This is a genomic window from Isoptericola sp. NPDC057191, assembly GCF_042670225.1.
Classification (GTDB): Bacteria; Actinomycetota; Actinomycetes; order Actinomycetales; family Cellulomonadaceae; genus Isoptericola.
In genome coordinates, this window is record NZ_JBHUWC010000219.1 from 1 (window position 1) to 6203 (window position 6203).

The following is a 6203-nucleotide window of genomic DNA, read 5'->3' on the forward strand; positions in this document are numbered from 1 at the left end:
CCGCCGCAGCACGTGCTGCGGCGGCCGGGCGCCGTCGTCGGACCGAGAGGTCAGAGACCCGCGCGGCCCTCGAGGAAGGCCAGCATCGTGCGGACGCCGACCCCGGTGCCGCCGGCGGGCGTGTACCCGAACGACGAGCCCTCGTTGTACGAGGGGCCGGCGATGTCGAGGTGCGCCCACGGCGTCTCGCCCACGAACTCCTTGAGGAAGTGCGCGGCGAACAGCATGCCGCCCCAGCGGCTGGGGGCGGAGTTGACCATGTCGGCGACGGTCGACTTCAGGCCCGCCTTCAGCTCGGCCGGCATGGGCATCGGCCAGAACGCCTCGCCGGCATCGTCGGCGGCGGCCTTGACCTCGTCGCGCACCTCGTCGGTGCCCATGACCCCGGAGGTGCGGTTGCCGAGCGCCACCATCTGCGCGCCTGTGAGGGTGGCGATGTCGAGGACGACGTCGTGCCCGTCCTCGACGGCCGCCACCAGGCCGTCCGCCATGACGAGGCGGCCCTCGGCGTCGGTGTTGGTGACCTCGACGGTCTTGCCGCCGCGGATCGTGATCACGTCGGCGGGACGCTGCGCGTTGCCGCCGGGCATGTTCTCCGCGAGGCAGAGGTAGCCGGTCACCGCGACGGGCAGGCCGAGACGCGCGGCAGCGAGCACGGTGTGCAGCACGGCGGCGGCGCCCGCCATGTCCGACTTCATGGTCGGCATGCCGGCCGGGGGCTTGAGCGAGATGCCGCCCGTGTCGAACGTGATGCCCTTGCCCACGATCGCGACCTTCGCGGCAGCCTTAGCGGGCGTGTAGGTGAGCTTCACGAGGCGCGGCCCGCGGGAGGAGCCCTGGCCCACGCCGACGAGGCCGCCGTAGCCGCCCGCCGCGAGCTGCTTGTCGTCCAGCACGGTCAGCTTGATGCCCTTGACGCCCTTGGCGGCGGCCTTCGCGGCGTCGGCGAACGCGGCGGGGAAGAGGTCGTTGGGCGCGGCGTTCACGAGGTCGCGGGTGCCGTGCACCGCGGCGGCCAGCACCTCGCCGCGCGCGACGGCGGACTTGGCGCGCCCCGACCGGGCGAACGGGGTGACGACCTGGATGCTGCCGACGGCGGACTTCTGGTCCTTGCCCGAGCGGTAGCGCGTGTAGGTGTAGGCGCCGAGCAGGGCGCCCTCGACGACGGCCGCGAGCTCGTCCTCGTCGACGGCGGGCAGCGCGACGGCGACGGTGTCCGTGCCCGCGAGCTCGCGGGTCGCCGCGCCGGCGGCGGAGCGCAGCACCTCGTGCGCGAACGTGCCGTCCGCCGCACGCTCGCCGAGCCCTGCCAGCACGAGGACGTCGGCGGCGACGTCGTCGCCAGCGGGCAGGCGCCGCACCTCGTCCGCGGCGCCGGTCACGCCGAGGCGGGGTGCGAGGGTCTCGATCTGGCGCACGAGCGCCTCGGGGAGCTGGTCCGCCACGACGGCGGCGCCGTCGGAGGTGGAGCAGGTCCCGACGACGAGCGCGTCGACCTTGAGAGCGGTGGGATTCTTGCCGGTGAGGGTGAGGTCAGCCACCCGCCGATGCTATCCCCGTCCTGCGGACACCACCGCCGCGTCGGCCGGCGCGGTCGGCCGGTAGTCTGCGGGCGTGGTTCTTCCCCTCCTGCTCCTCGTCCTGGTGGCGTGCGCCGCGCTCGCCGGGTGGGCGCTCTGGTTCGTCGTCCAGGACCGTGCGGTGATCCTGCGGCAGCTGTTCGGTGCTGCCGTGGTGGAGGCCCTCGTCGTCGTCCAGGCGGTCGTGGCGGGCGTCCTGATGGTCACCCGCGACCACCCCGTCGACGGCCCGCTGTTCTGGGGCTACGTCGCGACCGCGCTGGTGGTGCTCCCGGTCGCGGCGATCTGGGCGTTCGCGGAGCGCACGAAGTGGTCGTCCGTGGTGCTGGCGGTCGCCGCGCTCACCGTCGGCTTCCTCGACTGGCGGCTGTGGCAGATCTGGGGGGCAGCATGAGCGACATGAACGACGCAGCACCGAAGAGCGGCGCGCGCCGCACCGGGTCCGGCTTCGGGCGCCTCCTGGTCACCGTCTACGGGATCCTGGCGTTCGCCGCGATCGGCCGCTCGTCGTACGAGCTGGCCACCAAGTTCTCCGACGCCCCCGTCGCCTACTCGCTGTCCACGCTGTCCGCCGTCGTCTACGTGCTCGCGACGGTCGCCCTCGCCAAGGGCGGGCCCCGCTGGCGGGTCGTCGCGTGGGTCACCGTGGGGTTCGAGGCCGTGGGCGTGCTCGCCGTCGGTACGGCGTCGGCGGTCTCGCCGGACGTGTTCGGCGAGACGACCGTGTGGTCCGGGTTCGGGCAGGGCTACGGTTACGTGCCCCTCGTGCTGCCGTTCGTGGGGCTGTGGTGGCTGTGGCGCACCCGCCCCCGGCCGCACGACGGCACGCACGTCACGCCCACGCCGACCGCACCCGAGCCGTCCGCACCCGACCCGGAGGTCCGATGAGCCCGTACACGCTCCTGTTCAACGGCGTCTTTCGCAAGATGGACCCCGAGCGGGCGCACGAGCTCGCGTTCGGCGCCATCGCGCTGGCCGGCCGTGTACCGGTGCTGCGCGACGTCGTCCAGGGCGCCGTCGCGCCCTACCTGGGTCGCGGCAGCGGCGGACCGGGGAGCATCGAGGTCCTCGGCCGGACCGTCCCCGCGCCCTTCGGGCTGGCCGGCGGGTTCGACAAGAACGCCCGGGCGATCCGCGGCCTGACGATGCTCGGCTTCGGCTTCGTGGAGGTCGGCACGGTCACCCCGCGTCCCCAGCCGGGCAACGAGAAGCCGCGCATGTGGCGGGAGCTCGACCTGCGCGGCGTCCGCAACCGCATGGGCTTCAACAACGAGGGCGCGCCCGCGGCCGCCGCGAGGCTGCGTGAGCTGCGTGCGACCCCCGCGGGTCGCGCGGTCGTCGTCGGCGCCAACATCGGCAAGAACAAGACGACCCCGGCCCCGGACGCGGCCGACGACTACGCGGCCTGCGCCCGCGAGCTCGCCCCGTGGGCCGATTACCTCGTCGTCAACGTCTCCTCCCCGAACACGCCGGGGCTGCGCGACCTGCAGACGACGGCCGAGCTGCGCCCCATCCTCACCGCCGCGCGGACTGCGGCCGACGAGGCGACCGAGGCTGCCGATACGCGGCGGGTGCCGCTCCTGGTGAAGATCGCCCCCGACCTGGCCGACGCCGACGTGGACGCGGTGGCCGACCTCGTCGTCGAGCTCGGCCTGGACGGCGTCGTCGCGGTGAACACGACGATCGGTCACGACCGCGGCCCCGGTGGGCTGTCGGGTCCGCCGCTGCTCGAGCGCGGGCTGCAGGTCGTGAGCCGGCTGCGAGGCCGCCTCGGTCCCGAGCCCGCCATCATCGGGGTCGGCGGCATCGCGAGCGCCGACGACGTGCGCGCCTACCTCCGCGCCGGGGCGGACCTCACCCAGGGGTACACGTCGTTCATCTACTCGGGCCCGTGGTGGCCGTCGCGGGTCAACCGCGCCCTGACGCGCACCCGCGGCTCGGTCGCGGCCGGGGCGATCGCCGACACCACCCCCAGGAGCGGGTCGTGATCCGCCCGCGCTGGGAGTGGGCGCTCGACGACGCCGCGGGTGGCGCCGTGACCGTCCCGAGCCCGGTCTTCACGACGCAGTACGACGCCGAGCAGTGGCTCGGCGAGCACTGGCGCGACCTGTCCGCCGAGGGCGCGGCGCGCGCCCGGCTGCTGCACGACGGGAACCAGGCCGCGCCGGACGTGCCGCTGCCCGCGGTCTGATCCTCGGGGCGCGCGACCCGTGGCGCTCCTAGGTCCTCGCCGTCACCTGCGCCCATGCGCGGGCCAGGCGCGGGACGGCCGCGGCGAGCTGGTCGGGCTCGCGGGTGAACGTCAGGCGCACGCGGTCGCGCGACGACCCGTCCGGCGTGAAGGCCGGTCCGGGCGTGACGAGCACCCCGTGCGCCACCGCCGCGGCGGCGAGCGCCTGCGCCCGCGGCTGCCCGAGGTCGGCCCACAGGCACAGCCCACCGGCCGGCACCGGCACCCTCCAGCCCGGGAGGGCATCACCGACCAGGCCGACCAGCAGGTCGCGTCGGCGCCGCAGCTCGGCCAGCCGGCCGGGCAGGATCTCGTCGGCGCGACGCAGCAGCTCGACGACGGCGAGCTGCTCGAGCACCGGCGTGGCGATGTCGGCGGACTGCCGCACCCGCGCCAGCCGCCGCACCGTCTGCGGGTCCGCGCGCACCCACCCCACTCGCACCCCGCCCCAGAAGGACTTCGAGGCGGAGCCGATGGTGACGAGGTGCGGTGACGTGCCGTCCCCGGCGAACGGCGCAGGGACCTCGGCCCGCGGGTCGAGCGCGAGGTCGGTGAGGGTCTCGTCGCCCACGACGGTGACGCCGGCGCGGTCGGCGAGCTCGCGCACCGCGGCGCGCCCGTCGGCCGACAGGGTGTGGCCCGTGGGGTTGTGGAAGTCCGGCACGAGGTAGACGAGCCGCGGACGCGTGCGCCGCACGGCCGACGCGAGCGTCTCGATATCCCCGACGGGGACGCCGACCAGACGCCCGCCCAGGCGCCGCGCGGGTTCGAGGGCGTGGAAGTAGGTGGGGGACTCGACCACGGCCGTCTCGCCGCGGCCCACGAACGCGTGCGTGAGCACCGAGATCGCCTGCTGCGCGCCGGTCGTGACGAGGATCTGGTCGGCGGTGGTGGACACTCCGCGGGCGGTGTAGCGGTCGGCGATGGCGGACCGGAGCGGCTCGATCCCCAGGTGCGCGTAGCCGCCCGTGCCGAGGTAGCCCGGCAGCATCTCGAGCGCGGCCGCGTAGGCGTCGTGCAGGGCGGGCGTGGCCGAGGGTGTCGCCTGCGCGAGGTCGACGGCCGCAACGTCCTGCTGGTCCGTGAGCGGCCCGGTCGGGGCGTCGCCCGCGGCGGCGGGGCCGTGGCCGCGAGCGGTCCCGGCCCCGTGCGGGAGGGTCGTCACGGTGCCGGAGCCCACGCGGCTGACGAGGAAACCGAGCTCGCGCAGGCGGGCGTACGCCCCGGACGTCGTCGTGCGCGAGACGCGCAGCGCCGCCGCGAGCTCCCGCTCGCTGGGGACTCGCGTGAGGGGAGGCAGGTTCCCCGAGAGCACTGCGGCGCGCAGCGCGTCCGCCAGGGCGAGGTACGCCGGGCCCCCGCCGCGCCAGTCGCCCAGCAGGCGGGCGGTCGCGGCCGGCGAGAGCTGGCGCACGGCGGGCGGGGCGCTGGCGGTCAGGGGTGGGGAGACAGCGGTCACGAGGCCACTCTCGCCGCAATGGATATGGAATGCAAGGCCATTGAAGGTCACGGTAGGGGTATGAGCACGTCGACCGCCTCCGCCCGCCGATCGTTCCGGCGCCCTGTCCTTCCCGCTCGCCGTCGTCCGCGGACCGCCGCAGCCGCGTCGACGGCGTCCGGCGCTCTCGCCGCACCGGCCGCGGCGACCTGGGGACCGGTGCGCCGCGGTGCCCAGCTGGTCCTGGGGCTGCTCGGCTACACGTGGTCGATGGCGATGCTGCTCCACGCCGGTCAGGGCGGCACGCCGTGGGACGTGCTCCACCAGGGCGTGGCGCGTGCCACCGGGCTCGGCTTCGGCACCGTCGTCGCGGCGACCTCCGTGCTGGTGCTCCTCGCCTGGATCCCGCTGCGGCAGCGCCCCGGCATCGGGACCGTCGCCAACGCGGTCGTGATCAGCCTGGCGATCGGCCCGTGCCTGGCTGCGATGGCGTGGCTGGTGCCCGACCCCGGCCCGGTCGCCGGGGCGGCCCTCGCCCTGGGCGGCGTCGTGCTCAACGGCGTCTCGACCGCGGCGTACATCGGCGTCCGGCTGGGTCCCGGCCCGCGCGACGGGCTGATGACGGGCCTCGTCCAGCGCACGGGGTGGTCCGTCCGGCTCGTGAAGACCGGCCTCGAGGTGGCCGTCGTCCTGCTCGGAGTGCTCCTGGGCGGCGTGTTCGGCTGGGCGACCATCGCCTACGCCTTCGGCGTCGGTCCGGTCGTACAGGCGACCGTGCGCTGGCGGTGGCTCGTCCCGACCGGCCTCACGGACGCGGCCGCGGGCCGGGAGCGCGTGCGCGCGTCGGCGGACGTCGACGTCGAGCGTCGGGGCCGTGAGATCGCCGGAGCCCTCGACACGATCGCGCGAGAGCACGGCGGCCGCTGACCTGCCGGCAGCGGTCGACGTAGCGCTC

At 75.4% G+C, this 6203-nt stretch carries 7 protein-coding genes; 5 read left to right on the plus strand and 2 right to left on the minus strand.

Translation table 11 applies throughout. The annotated features are described in order from the left end of the window. Positions 1-50: 50 nt before the first annotated feature. Positions 51-1541 carry a leucyl aminopeptidase gene (locus ACFT55_RS18505; protein WP_380245312.1) on the minus strand — a complete coding sequence of 497 codons (1491 nt, stop codon included), beginning with the start codon at positions 1539-1541 and terminating at the stop codon, positions 51-53. A gap of 73 nt (positions 1542-1614) precedes the next feature. On the opposite strand from ACFT55_RS18505, the gene ACFT55_RS18510 reads away from it, so the two are divergent. Genes ACFT55_RS18510 through ACFT55_RS18525 form a run of 4 tightly spaced genes read left to right on the plus strand, consistent with a single transcriptional unit; the run spans position 1615 to position 3771 of the window. After that, positions 1615-1974, plus strand: coding sequence for a hypothetical protein (locus tag ACFT55_RS18510; RefSeq protein WP_380245313.1), 360 nt, complete (start codon positions 1615-1617; stop codon positions 1972-1974). Between the two features lie 5 nt (positions 1975-1979). Then, entirely contained in the window at positions 1980-2468 is a 489-nt protein-coding gene (locus ACFT55_RS18515) for a hypothetical protein (RefSeq protein WP_380245314.1), read from the plus strand. After that, on the plus strand, positions 2465-3568 hold the full coding sequence (locus ACFT55_RS18520; RefSeq protein WP_380245315.1) for a quinone-dependent dihydroorotate dehydrogenase: 1104 nt from the start codon (positions 2465-2467) through the stop codon (positions 3566-3568). The genes ACFT55_RS18515 and ACFT55_RS18520 overlap by 4 nt, the downstream gene beginning before the upstream one ends. Continuing rightward, positions 3565-3771, plus strand: coding sequence for a hypothetical protein (locus ACFT55_RS18525; RefSeq protein ID WP_380245316.1), 207 nt, complete (start codon positions 3565-3567; stop codon positions 3769-3771). The genes ACFT55_RS18520 and ACFT55_RS18525 overlap by 4 nt, the downstream gene beginning before the upstream one ends. A gap of 28 nt (positions 3772-3799) precedes the next feature. Here the strand turns inward: ACFT55_RS18525 and ACFT55_RS18530 are convergent, their stop codons facing one another. Continuing rightward, entirely contained in the window at positions 3800-5269 is a 1470-nt protein-coding gene (locus ACFT55_RS18530; RefSeq protein ID WP_380245317.1) for a PLP-dependent aminotransferase family protein, read from the minus strand. 60 nt (positions 5270-5329) lie between these two features. On the opposite strand from ACFT55_RS18530, the gene ACFT55_RS18535 reads away from it, so the two are divergent. Beyond that, entirely contained in the window at positions 5330-6175 is an 846-nt protein-coding gene (locus tag ACFT55_RS18535; protein ID WP_380245318.1) for a YitT family protein, read from the plus strand. The last annotated feature ends 28 nt before the right edge of the window (positions 6176-6203 follow it).

Coding starts and splice junctions, on each gene's coding strand:
- ACFT55_RS18520 (WP_380245315.1), top strand. CDS start 2,465: ATGAGCCCGTACACGCTCCTGTTCAACGGCGTCTTTCGCAAGATGGAC.
- ACFT55_RS18515 (WP_380245314.1), top strand. CDS start 1,980: ATGAACGACGCAGCACCGAAGAGCGGCGCGCGCCGCACCGGGTCCGGC.
- ACFT55_RS18535 (WP_380245318.1), top strand. CDS start 5,330: ATGAGCACGTCGACCGCCTCCGCCCGCCGATCGTTCCGGCGCCCTGTC.